The following is a 16,009-nucleotide window of genomic DNA, read 5'->3' as shown; positions in this document are numbered from 1 at the left end:
AGAGAATATCAACTTGCAAGTGGCACGGGTAACGAAAATCCTGTGTCGGCCCCTGCTGTTTGCCATGTTACCGGCAGAATCCTGGAAACAGGGAGAAAGGGAGGGAAATCCGCCCGAATTTCGATCCCCTGGTTGACTTCCCCCCCTGAACCCGCTATACGACCACGCTCGATTTCCAAGACTTGCCTAAAACCGGAGTATGTACCGTGAAGCGCACTTTTCAGCCCAGCAAGATCGTTCGCGCCCGCCGTCACGGCTTTCGCGCCCGCATGGCCACCGTTGGCGGTCGCAGCGTGATCAACCGTCGCCGCGCCCGGGGCCGCAAGCGGCTGTCGGCCTAGCTTTCGCATGAGCAAGCTCGGCCGCCTTAAGCAGCGGGCCGAGTTCCTGCGATTGGCGGGTTCCGGCCGCAAAGCCGCCTCGCCGGGCCTGGTTCTCCAGGCTGGCCCCCGTCCTGATCAGGGCGGGGTTTTCGATTCAAAAGACCTGCCCCGCATCGGCTTTACCTGTTCGCGCAAGGTGGGCAATGCCGTGGCCCGCAACCGCGCCCGGCGGCGCCTGAAGGCGGCAGCCGATCAGGTTTTGGCGCAACACGCCAGGGAAGATTACGATTTTGTCATCATCGGGCGGACGGAAACTCTGGTCCGTCCCTTCGCTCTGTTGTTGCAAGACCTGCTTGGGTCGCTTAAACGTGTGGGCGCCATGAAACCCGCCAACCCCCAAGATGGCCAGCCCGCAGCATGAGTCCCGCCGCCCACCTTCTTAGGCTCCTGATCCGCGCCTATCAGCTTGTGCTGTCCCCGTTGGTGGGGCCGACCTGCCGATTTGGCCCCTCCTGCTCGGCCTATGCTGCCGAGGCGGTGGCAGTTCATGGGGCGGTCAAGGGCGGCTGGCTGGCCGCCAAGCGCCTGGGGCGCTGTCATCCCTGGGGCGGTTCGGGCTATGACCCGGTGCCCGCCAAAGAAACGCCTATAAGCTCGAGGAACCCTGCCGATGTCCGATAACCGCAATATGATCCTGTTCGTCGCTTTAACGGCGATGGTCCTGATCGGCTGGGAATACATGTTCGGAAAGTCGTTCCAGCCGCAAGACCCGACCGTGCAGGCGGTATCGACCCAATCATCGGTTCCCACGCCGGCGGCGTCAGCCCCTGGCGTCACGCCAGCAGCGCCCGCCATCGCCGCCATTGCCCCCAACCCCGAACTGTTGCGCTCGAAGGCCTTAAGCGAAGCGCCGCGCCTGCGCATTTCCACGCCCAAGCTGCATGGTTCCGTCTCGCTGGCGGGCGGTCGGTTGGACGACATCACCCTGGCCAAGTTCCGAGAAGCGCTCGACCCCACCAGCCCCGAGATCGTGATGTTCTCGCCCGCTGGCTCGGCCGCGCCCTATTACGCCGAATTCGGCTGGGTCGCGGCGGGCGAGGCTAGGCCCAAGCTGCCCGGTCCCGACAGCCTGTGGACGACCGCCACCCCCACCCTAGAGCCGGGCAAGCCGGTCACCCTGTCTTGGTCGAACGGCGAGGGGCTGACCTTCCTGCGCACCATCGAGGTGGACGAGGAATATATGTTCACCATCACCGATCAGGTGAAGAATGACGGAGCGAGCGCCTACAGCCTTGCCCCTTACGGGCTGGTGTCGCGCACCGACAAGCCCAAGCTGGAAAATCTGTACATCCTGCATGAGGGGCCGATCGGCGTGTTCGGCGGCGCTTCCAAGGAAGTGAAGTACGAAGACCTGGACGAGAGGGGCGAGATCGTCGAAAAGAACGTCACCGGCGGCTGGGTCGGCATCACCGACAAATATTGGCTGGCCGCCGTTGCCCCCGATCCCAAGTCCGAGGTCGACGCCCGCTTCTTGCATCGCCGCCTGGACCAGCACGACAAGTATCAGACCGACTTCCTGGGCCGCGTGCAAGCGCTGGCACCCGGCGCCAGCATCCAGTTCAAGTCGTACCTGTTCGCGGGCGCCAAGCATGTGCTGCTGCTCGACGTCTATTCCGAGAAGCTGGGCATCCAGCGGCTTGATCTGGCCATCGATTTCGGCTGGTTCTATTTCCTGACCAAGCCCTTCTTCTACATCTTGCAATGGCTGCACGGGCTGCTGGGCAATTTCGGGCTGGCCATTCTGGCCATGACCGTCTTCCTGCGCGGGCTGATGTTCCCGCTGGCCAACAAGTCGTACAAGGCGATGAGCAAGATGAAGGCCTTGCAGCCCCAGATGAAGGAGCTGCAAACCAAATTCGCCGACGACAAGAACCGCCTGAACCAAGAGATGATGGCGCTTTACAAGAACGAGAAGGTCAATCCCATGGCGGGCTGTTTGCCCATCCTGGTGCAGATTCCCATCTTCTTCGCCCTGTATAAGGTGCTGTACGTCACCATCGAAATGCGCCACGCCCCCTTCTATGGCTGGATTCACGATCTGTCGGCGCCCGATCCCACCAACCTGTTCACCCTGTTCGGCCTGCTGCCCTGGAACCCGCCCGCCTTCCTGATGCTGGGCATCTGGCCGATCATCATGGGTGTGACCATGTTCTTGCAGCAGAAGCTGAACCCGCAGCCCGCCGATCCCGTGCAGGCCCGCATGTTCATGATCCTGCCCTTCGTCTTCACCTTCATGCTGGCCACCTTCCCGGCCGGTCTGGTCATCTACTGGGCCTGGAGCAATGTGCTGTCCATCATCCAGCAATGGGTGATCATGAAGCGCATGGGCGTGAAAGTCGGATAGATGGACGAGGCGGCGAAGCCGGATATCGAAGCCGGACGGCTGCTGTTCGCCAGGCCCTGCAGCTTCATCAAGGGCGTGGTGGCGGTGGATGGCCTGCCGCCGGAACAGGGCGTCGAGGTGGCCTTCGCCGGGCGCTCGAACGTGGGCAAGTCTTCGCTCATCAATGCGCTGACCGGCCATCACGGGCTGGCCAGGGCCTCGAACACGCCGGGGCGCACCCAGGAAATCAATTTCTTCAATCTGGACGGTCACCTGATGTTGACCGATCTGCCGGGCTATGGTTTCGCCCAGGCCCCCAAGGACAAGGTGGACGCCTGGACGCGCCTGATCAAAACCTATCTCAAGGGCCGTTCGGTGTTGAGGCGCGCCCTGCTGCTGATCGATGCCCGCCACGGCGTCAAGGACGTCGACCGCGAGATCATGAAGCTGCTGGACACTTGCGCCGTCGTTTACCAGGGCGTGCTGACCAAGGCCGACAAGCTGAAGGACGCCCAGTTGCTGGCCGTGACCGAGGCGGTAGGGGCCGAGCTGAAAAAGCGCCCCGCCGCCCATCCCATTCTACATGTCACCAGTTCCGAGACCGGTTTGGGCATTGCCGAACTTCGGGCCGAACTGGCAGAATTGGCCGAATTCAAGACAGGAGCCGCCCCATGACCAGCCGCAAGCCGGACGCCGGCGCCAAGGACGTTCACGCCAACGCCAAGGTGCTTTCGGAAGCGCTGCCCTATATGCGCCGCTTCGCGGGCGAAAGTTTCGTCATCAAATATGGCGGCCATGCGATGGGCGAGGAGCATCTGGCCCAATTGTTCGCCCGCGACGTGGTGCTGCTAAAGCAGGTGGGCATCAATCCCATCGTGGTGCATGGCGGCGGCCCTCAGATCAACAGCATGCTGAAGCGCCTAGCCGTGCAAAGCAGTTTCATCGACGGCTTGCGGGTGACCGATCAGGAAACCGTGGACGTGGTCGAGATGGTGCTGTCGGGATCGATCAACAAGCAGTTGGTGACCGCCATCAACGGCCAGGGCGGTTTCGCCATCGGCCTGTCGGGCAAGGACGGGAATCTCATCAAGGCGCGCAAGCTGAAGCGCACCAAGAAGGACGCGTCGACCAATGTCGAGCAGATCATCGATCTGGGCTTCGTGGGCGAGCCTTCGGAGATCAATCCGCATATCCTGGACTTCTTTGCCGAATCCGACATCATCCCGGTGATCGCCCCCATTGGCGTGGGCGAGAAGGGCGAGACCTACAACATCAATGCCGACACTGCCGCCGGCGCGGTGGCGGGGGCGGTGGGTGCTGCCCGCATGTTGATGCTGACCGACGTGCAGGGCGTGCTGGACAAGAACGGCAATCTGATCAGCGAGCTGACGCTGGGCGAGGCCAAGAAGCTGATCAAGGACGGCACGATCAGCGGCGGCATGATCCCCAAGGTGGAAACCTGCATGCAGGCGGTGGAGGGCGGCGTGGAAGCCGCCGTCATCGTCGATGGCCGGGTCGAACACGCCATCTTGCTGGAAATCTTCACCGAAAAAGGTGCGGGGACGTTGATTAAACGGGGGTAGGGCTTAATCGCCCACCCCTTGCCGCTATCGCATAATTGCGATAATATGCGCTCATGGATTGGCGGGTTGTAGCGCTATGAGAACTCCGGTAAGAAAACTTCACGAAGAGTGGATGAAAGACCCGGCATATCGCGCCGCCTATGACGCGCTGGAGCCAGAGTTTGCGCTTGCCAGCGAACTGATCAAGGCGCGTTCAAAGGCGGGCATGACCCAGGCAGAAGTGGCCGAGCGCATGGGTACCACTCAATCGGTTGTGGCCCGCATCGAAGGCGGGCGCACGCCGCCCAATTTGAAGACGCTCGAGAAGTACGCCGCCGCCGTTGGACGGCGGGTAAAGGTGAAACTGGTTCCGGCGGCGTGATGTCATGGCCGATTTTGCCCCCGCTCATCCCGGCGAAGTTTTGAAGGAAGATTTCCTGAAGCCCATGGGCCTCAGCCAATATGGCTTGGCCAAGGCGATTGGCGTGCCGCAAATCCGCATCAGCGAAATCGTCAACGCCAAACGTGCCGTGACACCCGACACCGCGCTGCGCCTAGCCCGCTATTTCGGAACCAGTGCAGAATTCTGGATCGGCATGCAGGCGACCTATGATTTGGAAATCGCCCGCGATCAGGTAGGCACGGAGATTGAAGCGCAGATTCACCCAAGGGCGGCGTGAGGGGAAATTTGCCCTGCTTGGACCTGATGGCTCACCTAAATTAATTCTGTTCGAAGCTTTTCAATGTCACTCTGGGAATACCCGCGACAGCACAGCCAGTCTGAGAATTTTAACTGTCTTCAAACTGCCTGGAAATCGGATTGATAATTTGCAATCTGCCTGTTTCTGGATTGATCGCTAATAACACAGTGCCGCCAATTGCTCTTGTTTGAACAAGCGCGTCATTCATTGTGTCGTCGAGCGAGTTTGAATAATGTGCAACAAGGAAATCAGCAATAACTTCTATACTTCTATCCGCCTCTTCATCTGAAACATCCATTGGGATGAGAAACTTAATTTTCCTATTCGGCCCAGCTTCAGCCAGAATTGAGTAGAGAAGCGAATATGGCTGCTCTCGATGTACCTTGCCTTGGGAGCCAACGAGAGTGACTGTCCTTCTGCCAAAGTGCTTCAGTAGATGCTTCATGCCGCTCTTGAGAAGATGGTAGTGTTCCTTTCCCGCTTCGCTAAGAAAGCCTTCGAAATAAGCCTTCCCAATGAAAAGAACAACTGCGGTTGAGAGTAGCCACTCCAAGCCCGCAAATGGTCCTGGCGGAGGGTGTGACTCTATTCGAATATCTAACCCATCAGCGGAGACAATTCTGCGAAAGTCTGAAATTGGGTCCTCGGGTAACGAGTCATCATAACTTAAACCGATATGTAGTTTGGTTGCTGTCATTATGTTTGGCCCTTCATTTTGGCAATTGCGAAATCAAAAGTGGCTCAAGCAGGCAAGCATGAAACATCCTATGGGTTTCCTTCAAGCCGCCACCTTCTCGCCCGACACCTGATCGACCACGATTTCCAAGCGGTCGAAGGTGAGGCGCGGGGCCTTGGAACGTCCGGCTTCCGCCATCCGCACCAAGCCGTATTCCTCCATCTTCGCCAGGGTGCGCGACAGGCTGGGCAACGAGCGCCCGGTCATCTCGGCCACTTCAGTCAACGAAGCGGGCTTGCCATCGCGGATCGTAGCCAACAACGCCATGTTCTCTTCGTTCAGCAATTGGGCAAGGCTGGCCAGCGACGACAGCCAGACCGTGGGTTCGTTCTTGGCGCGTTTGGCTTGTCCCCTGGCGACAGCCAGCAGGCGGGCCTTGGCTTCCTCGTGGCTGCGAATGCCGATGCGCAGTAATTTCATAAACTTATATTAACATGCTGTGTTAATATGGCAAGGGGGCGCTTAAGGGGTTTCCCCACCCTCCAACGCCTCATGGGCGGCTAGCCACACAAGCTCGGCGGCTTCAAGTTCGCGATCCAGCGCGCCGATATCCAATTGCAGCTTGGTCATCGCATCAGCCGGGCCATCGTACAATTTGGGATCGGCCAGCTTGGCCTTCAGCGCCGCTTTCTTCTCGTGCAGTTTCGCCAGCACGGCGTCGGCGTCCTTGGCTGCCTTGCGCAAAGGGGCCAGCTTGGCGCGCGCTTCGGCCGCCAATCGGCGCTCGTCCTTGCGAGACGGCTGGCTTTGTTGGCTGGGCGCCGAGGGGTCGGAACCCGCCGAGCGCCGGTTCTCGGACAAAAGGCCGCGATAGTCGTCAAGGTCGCCGTCGAAGGGCGTGCAGGTGCCATCGCCCACCCGCCATAATTCGTCGCAGGCCAGTTCGATCAAGTGCGCGTCGTGGCTGACGATCACCACCGCGCCGTCGAAGGCGTTCAGCGCCTGCACCAAGGCCTCGCGGGCGTCGATGTCCAGATGGTTTGTGGGTTCGTCCAGCACCATCAAGGATGGCGCGTCGCGGCACATCAGGGCGAACAGCAAACGCGCCTTTTCGCCGCCCGACAGATTGCCCACTTTGGTTTCGACATGATTGGCGGTAAAGCCGAAGCGGGCCAGATGGTTGCGCATCCGCTCGGGCGTCAATTGCGGCGCCAGGGAACGCATATGGCCAAGCGGCGTGTCGGCCATATCCAATTCGTCGGCCTGATCTTGAGAGAAATAGCCGACGCGCAGTTTGGATGGCTTCGTGATATTGCCCGTCATTGGCGCCAGCCTTCCCGCCAGCAGACGCGCCAAGGTGGTCTTGCCGTTGCCGTTGGGTCCCAACAGGGCGACGCGGCCGTCGGGATCAAGCCTGAGATTGAGGTTTTTCAAGACCGGTTGGCCTGGCGTATAGCCGACGGACACATCATCGATGGCGATCAGGGGCGGCGAGAAAGCCTCGGGTGCTGGAAAGTCAAAGCTGATCGGCTGGTCTTCCACCACCGGCACCGCCAGTTCCATCTTCTCAAGCATCTTCAAGCGGCTTTGCGCTTGGCGGGCCTTGGTCGCCTTGGCGCGGAAACGATCGACGAAAGATTGGATGTGGCGGCGCTGCTCCATTTGCTTCGTATAGGCCTTGGCCTGCAAATCCAGGCGCTCGCGCCTGGTGCGTTCGAAACGATCGAAATTGCCTTGATAGGCGTTCAGCTTCAAACCCTCGATATGGGCGATGCGATCCGCCACCGCATTCAGAAGGTCGCGATCATGGCTGATCATCACCATCGTGCCCTGCCATTTGGCCAGATGTTGGGTCAGCCACAGCACGGCTTCCAGATCGAGATGGTTGGTGGGTTCGTCGAGCAGCAGCAGATCGGGTTTGGTGAACAGCGTGCGGGCCAGGGCGACGCGCATGCGCCAGCCGCCCGAGAATTCGCCGATGGGACGGGCCTGGGCTTCGGCGTCGAAGCCTAGGCCAGCCAGAATGGCGCCAGCGCGGGCCGGAGCGCCATGGGCGTCGATGTCGGTCAGGCGTTGATGAATATCGGCGATGCGATGGCCGTCTTCTTCGGTTTCGGCATCCTGCAAAAGTTGCGTGCGTTCTTCATCGGCGGCCAGCACGATGTCGTGGGGCGTGACGTCGCCCGACGGCATGTCCTGCGCCACGTGCCCTACCCGAATGCGTGGGCGCAAATTCACCTCGCCGCCATCGGGATGAATCTCGCCTAGAAGAAGCCTAAAGAGCGTCGTTTTGCCCGAGCCATTGCGGCCAATCAGGCCCAAATGCTGGCCTTGCGGCACGTGCAAGGTGGCCCCCGAGAAAAGGAGCCGACCCGATTGGCGAAAGACAAGATCATTAATGTGCAACATGGGGAGGGGGTTTAACACGTTAACAATTAAAGCGCCATTGCTAGGCGCAGGAATTAGGGCTATAACCCCCGCCGCGCCAAGGGCAGCCTTTGGCCATAAGTGTTAACAACCAAGGACACCTATAAGATGGCCATCGAACGCACGCTCTCGATCATCAAGCCGGACGCCACGCGCCGCAACCTCACGGGAAAGATCAATGCCCGTTTCGAAGATGCCGGTTTAAGGATCGTGGCGCAGAAGCGCATTCACCTGACGCTGGGTCAGGCGCAGGGCTTTTACGCCGTGCATGCCGAACGTTCGTTCTTCAACGATCTGTGCGCTTTCATGACGTCGGGTCCCGTGGTCGTGCAGGTGCTGGAAGGCGAGAACGCCGTGGTCCGCAATCGCGAGATCATGGGGGCCACCAACCCCAGCAACGCCGACGCCGGCACCATCCGCAAGGACTTTGCGGAATCGATCGAAGCCAATTCGGTCCATGGTTCGGACAGCCTTGAGAACGCCGCCAAGGAAGTGGCCTATTTCTTCTCGGCCATCGAGATCGTCGGCTAAACAGTTTCCGACATTCGAAGATCAAACAGCCCCGGTCGAAGCCGGGGCTGTTTTCATTCGTACAGGCTTTCCAGCTTGGCGCCCCACAGCTTGCGGATGACGTGCCGCCTGATCTTCAAGGTCGGCGTCATCATTTCGTTGGCGACGGTGAAAGGTTCCGGCACCAGCAAGAATCGGCGCACTTTCTCGATATTGGACAAGTTGCGATTGACGCGGTCCAGGGCGGCGAACACGGCCTTGTGGAAACGCGCATCCTCGGCCAGGGCTTCCATGCTGAAGGGCACGCCGTTGTCGGTGGCCCAGCCTTTGGCGAATTCCTCGTCCGGCACGATCAGCGCCACCAGATGCGGGCGCTTGTCGCCATACACCATGGCTTGCGACACTTCCGGTTCCAGCGACAGCAGCCCTTCGATGCGCTGGGGCGAAATGTTGTCACCGCCTGAATTGACGATGATGTCCTTCTTGCGGTCGGTGATCTGCAAATAGCCGTCGGCGTCGAATCGGCCGATGTCGCCGGTATGCAGCCAGCCGTTCTTCAACACTTCGGCGCTGGCCTCGGGATGGTTCCAATAGCCCTGCATCACCAACTCGCCCTTAACCAGAATTTCCCCATCCTCGGCGATCTTCACCTCGGTATTGGCCAGGGGCGGTCCCACCGTATGCAGCTTCGAGCGCAAGGGCGTGTTGCAAGAAATGACGGGGGCCGATTCCGTCTGCCCATAGCCTTGCAGAATGCGAAGACCAAGGGCGGTGAAGAACAGACCGACATCGTAATTCAAGGGCGCTCCGCCCGACACCAGGGCCTTCAAGCGTCCGCCGAAGCGGGCGCGCACCTTATCGCGCACCAATCGTTCAAGCGCGGCGTCGATCAAGCGTTCCATCAGCGACAGCGAGCCGGGCTTTTCATAGGCCTTGACGCCAAGCGCCAGCGCCTTCATGAACATCGCCTTCTTAAGGCCGCCCGCCCGCTCGACCCCTTTCAGAATTCTGGCGCGCATGTTTTCATACAGCCTGGGCACGGCGGTCATGATGGTGGGCTTGGCTTCGACCATGTTGTCGGCCAGCTTTTCAACGCCTTCGCTGAAATAGATTTGGGCGCCGATCGCCATCGGAAACATCAGGCCCGCCGTATGTTCGTAAGAATGCGAGAGCGGCAGGAAGGACAGGAACACCTCGTCCTTCAATCCCAGGCTTTCCAGCAAGATGCGCGCACCCTCGACATTGTGCAAAAGCGATCCATGCGACAGCATGACGCCCTTGGGCACGCCGCCGGTGCCCGACGTATAGATCAGGCAGGCGGTGTCGCTGCGCTCGAGTGCCGGGAAATTGTGATCGGCGAAAGCGGTGCCGAGATCCAGCGCGTCTTGCCAGCGGATGATTTCAAGCCCCGGATTCTGATCCAGGTTTGGCGGCTCGATGGAAATGATTCTGGGCTGGTGGCGGGTGGACAAGGCCGCCTTCATGACCCGCTCGGTCAGGGCCGCGCTGGAAACGATGACCAGTCTGGCCCCACTGTCATTCAGCACATGCTGGTGGTCGGCGGGCGTGTTGGTGACATAGGCGGGAACCGAAATGGCTCCGACCGTCATGATGGCCATGTCGGCGATGAACCATTCAGGGCGGCTTTCCGAAACCAGCATCACCCGGTCGCCGGGTTCGATCCCCAGGGCCTGCAGGGCCTTGGCGGCCTTCTGAACCAGGTCGGCGGTTTCTTGCCAGGACAGGGACCGCCATGCGCCATCCTGCTTGCTCCACAAGAAGGGCTGGAAGCCGCCATGCTGGGCTTTGGTTTCGAACGCATGGGGAATCGAGGGACAGGCCATCAAATCCAAAGCCACCGCTGCTCTCCCTGAATATCGTTGACACTTTCCCGTCACGATACCCATATGCCCAGGGTACGCAAGGAGATATCGATGACACATATGCCGTCCCCCGATTTGACCCCCCCGCTGCCCGAATGGGATCTGGCCGACCTTTATGCAGGGCCGAAAGCCCCCGAGCTTGAGCGCGATCTGACCGCGGCCATGCACGACGCCAAGGCTTTGGAAGCCGAGGTCAAAGGGCGTTTGGCCAGCCTGTCGGGGGCCGAATTCGGGGCCGTCATCGGGCGCTTCGAGCGGGTCTACGAAACCCTGGGCCGGGTGCTCAGCTACGCCCAATTGCTGCATGCCGCCGACGTGGCCGATCCCGAGCGCGGGCGATTCTCCCAGACCATGCAGGAGCGGGCCACCGACATTTCAACCCATACCCTGTTTTTCACGCTGGAAATCAATCGGCTGGACGACGACACGCTGGCCGACAAGCTGAAAGACCCCGCCGCCGCGCGCTATGCGCCCTGGCTGCGCGACCTTAGATCCTTCCGGCCGCACCAATTGTCGGACGAGCTTGAGAAGTTGCTGCATGAAAAGGAAGTGACGGGCCGCTCGGCTTGGATGCGCCTCTTCGACGAAACCATGGCCCGGCTCAAATTCCCCATCGAGGGACGCGAGATGTCGATCACCCAGGCCACCGATCTTTTGTCCGATCCTGACCGGGCGCGCCGCCAGATGGCGGGCCAAGCGATTGGCAAGGTGCTGGGCGATCACGCGCCAACCTTTTCGCTGATCACCAATGTGTTGGCCAAGGACAAGGCGATCGAGGACGACTGGCGCAAATATCCGCACCCGGTCAGCGCTCGCAACCTGTCCAATCAGGTCGAAGACGAGGTGGTGGACGCGCTGGTCACGGCGGTCAAGGGTGCGTGGGATCAGTTGGCGCACCGTTACTACAAGATGAAGGGCCGCTGGATGGGCCTGGATCACATGGATTATTTCGACCGCAACGCGCCGCTGCCCGAAGACATGGATCGGCGCTATGGCTGGGGGGAAGCGGTCGACCTGGTGCTGTCCGCCTATGGACGCTTTTCACCCGAATTGGCGCAAATAGGCAAGCGCTTCTTCGACAATCCCTGGATCGACGCAAGCATCCGCCCAGGCAAGGCGCCCGGCGCTTTCGCCCACCCCACGGTGCCTTGCGCGCATCCCTATCTGCTGGTCAATTTCATGGGCCGCGCCCGCGACGTGATGACGCTGGCCCATGAATTGGGCCACGGCGTGCATCAGGTGCTGGCGGGCGCCCAGGGACCGCTGCTGTCCGAAACGCCGCTGACGCTGGCTGAAACCGCCTCGGTCTTCGGCGAGATGCTGGTCTTCAGGGCGATGCTGGCCGACGAACCCGATCCCAAGAACCGGCGCGTGCTGCTGGCGGGCAAGGTCGAGGACATGCTGAACACCGTGGTCCGTCAGGTGGCCTTCTACGAATTCGAGCATCGGGTGCATTCCGAGCGGCGCTTAGGCGAAATCGGACCCGACCGCTTGGGCGACATGTGGCTGGACGTGCAGAAGGAAAGCCTGGGTCCCGCCTTCAAGTTCTCGGACGAGTACCGCCATTTCTGGTCCTACATTCCGCACTTCATCCATTCGCCCTTTTACGTCTACGCCTATGCCTTCGGCGATTGCCTGGTCAATTCACTCTATGAAAGCTATCGCCAGGGGCTACCCGCTTTCGAGGAACATTATGTCGAAATGCTGAAGGCGGGCGGCACCAAGCGGCATCGCGACCTGCTGAAGCCCTTCGGCCTGGACGCCTCGAATCCCGCCTTCTGGCGACAAGGTCTGGACGTTATCACCGGCTTCATCGACGAGTTGGAGAAGATAGGGTGAGTTAAGCGCCTTGAAGAAGATGAATAACCACCAAGACGCCAAGCCGTTGCCTGTTCCCGAATTTCGTCATGCCCGCGCTTGACGCGGGCATCCACGCCCTTTTCCTTCCTGCCGGATGGATCGCCGGGTCAAGCCCGGCGATGACGAAGAAAAGAGGGTGATGCAATGCAAGATCGCACCAATCATTTATCAGGTCGCGTCAAGCGCTATGCCCAGGTGGGCAGGGCGATGGGCGGCGTGGCTTTGGGCGGTCAGGATCAGCGGGCCAGAAAACTGAAGGAAGCGCTGGGCGGCTTGAAAGGGCCTTTGATGAAGGTGGCGCAGATCATGGCCACCATTCCCGAGGCGCTGCCAGCCGAATATGCCGCCGAACTTCGCCAATTGCAGTCGAACGCGCCGCGCATGGGCTGGCCCTTCGTGAAGCGGCGCATGGCGGGAGAGTTGGGTTCTGACTGGCAGGCTAGGTTCCGCCACTTCGAGCCTGAGGCGGCGCACGCCGCGTCGCTGGGCCAGGTTCACCGGGCGGTGGGGCTGGAGGGCGCCGATCTGGCGGTCAAGCTGCAATATCCGGGCATGGATTCGGTGGTGGCGGCCGATCTGAAGCAATTGAAGCTGATCTTCGCCCTGTACAGGGCCTTCGACAAGGCAATCGATCCCGCCGACATTCACGCAGAATTGGCCGAGCGGCTGGCCGAGGAACTGGATTACGAGCGCGAGGCCGCGCATATGCGCCTCTATGCCGCCATGCTGGCAGACGAGCCGGGCGTTGCGGTTCCCACTCCCGTCCCCGATCTATCGACCAAGCGTCTGCTGACCATGACGTGGCTGGATGGCGCGCCGCTGCTGATGTTGAAAGACGCCCCGCAGGACATGCGCGACCGCGTGGCCGTGAACATGTTCCGCGCTTGGTATGCGCCTTTCTATCGCTATGGCGTCATCCATGGCGATCCGCATCTGGGCAATTACTCGATTCGTTCGGATGGCACGGTCAATCTGCTGGATTTCGGCTGCGTGCGAGTTTTCTCGCCCCGTTTCGTGCAAGGCGTGCTGGATTTGTACAAAGCCGTCGAGACCGGCGACGAGGAACTGGCGGTGGCGGCCTATGAGGGCTGGGGGTTCGCGAAACCCGACAAGGCCTTGATCGCTGTTTTGAACCGCTGGGCCTCGTTCCTGTTCGCGCCGCTGCTGGAAGACCGGCCCCGCCTGATCCAGGAAACCCCCTCGCCGGGCGCTGAAGGTTACAAGATCGTTTCCCATTTGCGCGAGGACCTTAGCCGTTTGGGTGGGGTCCGCCCTCCCCGCGAATTCGTGCTCATGGACCGGGCCGCCATCGGGTTGGGGTCGGTCTTTTTGCACCTGCGAGCAAGCGTCAATTGGCACCGCCTATTTCACAGTCTGATTGGCGAGTTTTCCCAAGAAGAGCTAGGGAAACGCCAGGAAGCAGAACTTTTGGCGGCCGGTGTTGCACCCGCGAAAAAATGACGAAGCATCGGCTTGCGTGGGCAAGGTGAGTGTGGTAGACAAACCACGCGCTTGGGCAGGGCTGTCCCAAGCCGAACGGTAATTTTTTGACAAATCAGGCCTTTGGTTTTCCGAAGGCCCTTCTTCGAGGGCATCAAGCGCGTGTCTAGCGAATCATCCGGCCTTGCCGAAAGATATGCTTCGGCGCTGTACCAATTGGCCCAGGAAGGTGGAAACCTCGACCGGGTGGCTTCCGACCTCAAGGACCTGAAGGCCATGATGGCAGGCTCGGAAGAGCTGCGCCGCTTTCTCAAGAATCCGATCCATTCCCGCCAGGAACATGAACAGGTGCTGCAAGCCCTGGCCGAAAAGGCCGGCTTCGATGGGCTGACGCGCCGTTTCCTGGGGCTGGTCGCGCGTTCGCGCCGCCAATCCGGGCTTTCCGGCATGATCGGCGCCTATCTTGCCCGTCTGGGCAAAAGCCGCGGCGAAATGACCGCCGTGGTGCGCGCCGCCCAGCCGATGACCGATGCGCAGACCGCCGCCCTGAAGGCCGAACTGTCCAAGACCTCGGGCGGCAAGGTCGATCTCGATATTACCGTCGATCCCTCGCTTCTGGGCGGACTTGTGGTCCGCTTGGGTTCGCGCATGATCGACTCGTCGCTGAAAACCAAGTTGCAAAACCTCAAGCTCGCTATGAAAGGGGTCGGGTAATGGAAATCCGCGCCGCCGAAATCTCTGCCATTCTCAAGCAGCAGATCGCCAAATTCGACACCGAGGCCAAGGTAGCCGAGGTGGGACAAGTGCTGTCGGTCGGCGACGGCATTGCCCGCATTCACGGCCTCGACAACGTCCAGGCGGGCGAAATGATCGAGTTCCCGGGTTCCATCATGGGCATGGCGCTCAACCTTGAAATCGACAATGTCGGCGCCGTGATTTTCGGCGATGACCGCACGATCAAGGAAGGCGACACCGTCAAGCGCACCGGCGCCATCGTCGAGGTGCCGGTCGGCAAGGGCCTGTTGGGCCGCGTGGTCGACGCTTTGGGCAATCCCATCGACGGCAAGGGTCCGATCAAGGCCGATTCGCGCCAGCGCGTCGACGTCAAGGCGCCCGGCATCATTCCCAGGCGTTCGGTGCACGAGCCGATGCAGTCGGGCATCAAGGCGGTCGACGCCCTGATCCCGGTCGGTCGCGGCCAGCGCGAACTGGTGATCGGCGATCGTCAGACCGGCAAGACCGCCGTTCTGCTCGACACCATCATCAATCAGAAAAACGTCAACGCCGGCACCGACGAGAAGCAGAAGCTGTACTGCATCTACGTCGCCATCGGCCAGAAGCGCTCGACGGTCGCCCAGATCGTCAAAACGCTGACCGATCACGGCGCCATGGACTACACCATCGTGGTCGCCGCCACCGCTTCCGAGCCCGCCCCCCTTCAGTATCTGGCCCCCTATACGGGCTGCACGATGGGCGAGTTCTTCCGCGACAACGGCATGCACGCCCTGATCATCTATGACGATCTTTCCAAGCAGGCCGTGGCCTATCGTCAGATGTCGCTGCTGCTGCGTCGTCCGCCCGGACGCGAAGCCTATCCCGGCGACGTTTTCTATCTGCACTCCCGCTTGCTGGAACGCGCCGCCAAGATGAGCGATTCGCACGGCTCGGGTTCGCTGACGGCGCTGCCGGTCATTGAAACGCAGGCCAACGACGTGTCGGCCTACATTCCGACCAACGTGATTTCGATCACCGACGGCCAGATCTTCTTGGAAACCGAACTGTTCTACAAGGGCATCCGCCCCGCTCTGAACGTCGGTCTCTCGGTGTCGCGCGTCGGCTCGGCCGCCCAGATCAAGGCCATGAAGCAGGTCGCCGGTTCGATCAAGCTGGAACTGGCCCAGTACCGCGAAATGGCGTCCTTCGCCCAGTTCGCCTCCGACCTCGATCCGGCCACGCAAAAGCTGCTCAATCGCGGCGCCCGCCTGACCGAATTGCTCAAGCAGGCGCAGTATTCGCCGATGCCGGTCGAAGAGCAGGTGGTGTCGATTTATGCGGGCGTGAAGGGCTATCTCGACAAGCTGGCCGTCAACGACGTGACCCGTTTCGAAGCGGCCATGCTGAACGAGTTGCGCGCCAAGCAGGGCGCTCTGCTCGAGGCCATCCGCACCGAGAAGGCGCTGACCCCGGCCATTGAGGAAAAGGTCAAGGCCTTCCTCGACGGCTTCGCCAAGACTTTTGCGTAAA

At 60.7% G+C, this 16,009-nt stretch carries 17 protein-coding genes; 13 read left to right on the top strand and 4 right to left on the bottom strand.

Annotated features, from left to right (window positions below):
* Positions 1-206: 206 nt before the first annotated feature.
* The 8 genes from rpmH (at position 207) to HQL44_11135 (ending at position 4,948) form a co-directional block, all read left to right on the top strand.
* Positions 207-341 carry a 50S ribosomal protein L34 gene (gene rpmH / locus HQL44_11170; GenBank protein ID MBF0269141.1) on the top strand — a complete coding sequence of 45 codons (135 nt, stop codon included), beginning with the start codon at positions 207-209 and terminating at the stop codon, positions 339-341.
* A 7-nt stretch (positions 342-348) separates the two neighbouring features.
* Entirely contained in the window at positions 349-744 is a 396-nt protein-coding gene (gene rnpA, locus HQL44_11165) for a ribonuclease P protein component (protein ID MBF0269140.1), read from the top strand.
* On the top strand, positions 741-1,004 hold the full coding sequence (gene yidD / locus HQL44_11160) for a membrane protein insertion efficiency factor YidD (GenBank protein MBF0269139.1): 264 nt from the start codon (positions 741-743) through the stop codon (positions 1,002-1,004). Before rnpA ends, yidD begins: the two co-directional genes overlap by 4 nt.
* Entirely contained in the window at positions 994-2,727 is a 1,734-nt protein-coding gene (gene yidC / locus HQL44_11155; GenBank protein ID MBF0269138.1) for a membrane protein insertase YidC, read from the top strand. The genes yidD and yidC overlap by 11 nt, the downstream gene beginning before the upstream one ends.
* Positions 2,728-3,381, top strand: coding sequence for a YihA family ribosome biogenesis GTP-binding protein (locus HQL44_11150; GenBank protein ID MBF0269137.1), 654 nt, complete (start codon positions 2,728-2,730; stop codon positions 3,379-3,381).
* Entirely contained in the window at positions 3,378-4,289 is a 912-nt protein-coding gene (gene argB / locus HQL44_11145; protein MBF0269136.1) for an acetylglutamate kinase, read from the top strand. Before HQL44_11150 ends, argB begins: the two co-directional genes overlap by 4 nt.
* A gap of 76 nt (positions 4,290-4,365) precedes the next feature.
* Positions 4,366-4,650: a helix-turn-helix transcriptional regulator gene (locus HQL44_11140; protein ID MBF0269135.1), complete on the top strand. Its 285-nt coding sequence runs from the start codon at positions 4,366-4,368 to the stop codon at positions 4,648-4,650.
* A gap of 4 nt (positions 4,651-4,654) precedes the next feature.
* Positions 4,655-4,948 (top strand): HigA family addiction module antidote protein, encoded by a 294-nt coding sequence (locus tag HQL44_11135; GenBank protein ID MBF0269134.1) that lies wholly within the window; start codon positions 4,655-4,657, stop codon positions 4,946-4,948.
* A gap of 109 nt (positions 4,949-5,057) precedes the next feature.
* Here the strand turns inward: HQL44_11135 and HQL44_11130 are convergent, their stop codons facing one another.
* The 3 genes from HQL44_11130 to HQL44_11120 all read right to left on the bottom strand — a co-directional run bounded on the left by HQL44_11130 (position 5,058) and on the right by HQL44_11120 (position 8,054).
* Positions 5,058-5,666 (bottom strand): hypothetical protein, encoded by a 609-nt coding sequence (locus tag HQL44_11130; GenBank protein MBF0269133.1) that lies wholly within the window; start codon positions 5,664-5,666, stop codon positions 5,058-5,060.
* A gap of 81 nt (positions 5,667-5,747) precedes the next feature.
* Complete coding sequence (locus HQL44_11125) at positions 5,748-6,125, bottom strand: winged helix DNA-binding protein (protein MBF0269132.1); 378 nt, start codon at positions 6,123-6,125, stop codon at positions 5,748-5,750.
* Between the two features lie 42 nt (positions 6,126-6,167).
* Positions 6,168-8,054, bottom strand: a complete 1,887-nt coding sequence (locus tag HQL44_11120) for an ABC-F family ATP-binding cassette domain-containing protein (GenBank protein ID MBF0269131.1) — start codon at positions 8,052-8,054, stop codon at positions 6,168-6,170.
* A 126-nt stretch (positions 8,055-8,180) separates the two neighbouring features.
* Between HQL44_11120 and ndk the strand changes: the two genes are divergently transcribed.
* Entirely contained in the window at positions 8,181-8,603 is a 423-nt protein-coding gene (ndk, locus tag HQL44_11115) for a nucleoside-diphosphate kinase (GenBank protein MBF0269130.1), read from the top strand.
* A 53-nt stretch (positions 8,604-8,656) separates the two neighbouring features.
* Here the strand turns inward: ndk and HQL44_11110 are convergent, their stop codons facing one another.
* Complete coding sequence (locus HQL44_11110) at positions 8,657-10,426, bottom strand: long-chain fatty acid--CoA ligase (GenBank protein MBF0269129.1); 1,770 nt, start codon at positions 10,424-10,426, stop codon at positions 8,657-8,659.
* 90 nt (positions 10,427-10,516) lie between these two features.
* On the opposite strand from HQL44_11110, the gene HQL44_11105 reads away from it, so the two are divergent.
* The 4 genes from HQL44_11105 to HQL44_11090 all read left to right on the top strand — a co-directional run bounded on the left by HQL44_11105 (position 10,517) and on the right by HQL44_11090 (position 16,008).
* The gene (locus HQL44_11105; GenBank protein ID MBF0269128.1) at positions 10,517-12,304 is read left to right on the top strand and encodes a M3 family oligoendopeptidase; all 1,788 of its coding nucleotides are present in this window, start codon (positions 10,517-10,519) and stop codon (positions 12,302-12,304) included.
* 165 nt (positions 12,305-12,469) lie between these two features.
* Positions 12,470-13,786, top strand: a complete 1,317-nt coding sequence (locus HQL44_11100; GenBank protein MBF0269127.1) for an AarF/ABC1/UbiB kinase family protein — start codon at positions 12,470-12,472, stop codon at positions 13,784-13,786.
* 141 nt (positions 13,787-13,927) lie between these two features.
* Positions 13,928-14,479 (top strand): F0F1 ATP synthase subunit delta, encoded by a 552-nt coding sequence (locus tag HQL44_11095; protein ID MBF0269126.1) that lies wholly within the window; start codon positions 13,928-13,930, stop codon positions 14,477-14,479.
* Positions 14,479-16,008 carry a F0F1 ATP synthase subunit alpha gene (locus tag HQL44_11090; GenBank protein ID MBF0269125.1) on the top strand — a complete coding sequence of 510 codons (1,530 nt, stop codon included), beginning with the start codon at positions 14,479-14,481 and terminating at the stop codon, positions 16,006-16,008. The genes HQL44_11095 and HQL44_11090 overlap by 1 nt, the downstream gene beginning before the upstream one ends.
* The last annotated feature ends 1 nt before the right edge of the window (position 16,009 follow it).

The sequence above is a fragment of the Alphaproteobacteria bacterium genome (genome assembly GCA_015231795.1).
Lineage (GTDB): Bacteria > Pseudomonadota > Alphaproteobacteria > Rhodospirillales > WMHbin7 > WMHbin7.
Note: the sequence above shows the minus strand (reverse complement) of the source record. Positions and strands in the feature narration are given on the sequence as shown.